Genomic DNA, 716 nt, shown 5'->3' on the forward strand with positions numbered 1-716 from the left:
GGTACAGATACACCAACAGGTACAGTTGCTGAAGGTACTAAATCAATCACTTACGTATATGAAGAAGTGAAAGGTTCAGTTATCGTTGATTACGTTGATACAGACGGAAACAAGATCGGTACACAGTTTGTTGATACTGCCAATGTAGCACCTGGTACTGCTTACAATACAGCAAACGATACAGGTACAAAAGCTTCAACAGACACTTCAGAGCGTCCATCTGTGATTACCAAAGATGGTAAGACTTACAAATTAGTCCCTGCTGGTGACTATAATGTAGGTACTGTTGGAACAGATGGAAACTTGACAGCAACAACTAAAGATTTGGGAACAGATGCAGTTTCAGGTGAAGTTGCAGAAGGTACGAAGAAAGTTACTTATGTCTATGAAGAAGTGAAAACTGGATCAGTTGTAGTTGATTACGTTGACACAGAAGGTAATGTTCTTCAGAAACAATACGTTGATTCACCAGAAGGTACTGCTGTAGGTACGGCATATAACGCAGAACAAATCACAGGTACAACTGAAAAACCAGCAGTTATCGAAAAAGATGGTAAAACGTATGAACTTGTTCCGGCAGGTACTTATACAGTTGGTACGGTCGGTGAAGACAATAACCTTACTGAAACGTCAACATCATTTGGTGTAGCGCCAGTAACAGGTACAGTTGCTGAAGGTGTAACAAAAATCACTTACGTCTACAAAGAAAAAGTTGA

The 716-nt window shown here is 39.9% G+C and carries 1 protein-coding gene; it reads left to right on the plus strand.

Translation table 11 applies throughout. From position 1 onward, the window contains the following. Window positions 1–716, plus strand: a 716-nt coding sequence (locus tag K5Q34_RS11675) for a MucBP domain-containing protein (RefSeq protein ID WP_221865062.1), incomplete at both ends; no start/stop codon positions are given.

This window comes from Streptococcus sp. 2018110 (assembly GCF_019754115.1).
Lineage (GTDB): Bacteria > Bacillota > Bacilli > Lactobacillales > Streptococcaceae > Streptococcus > Streptococcus hashimotonensis.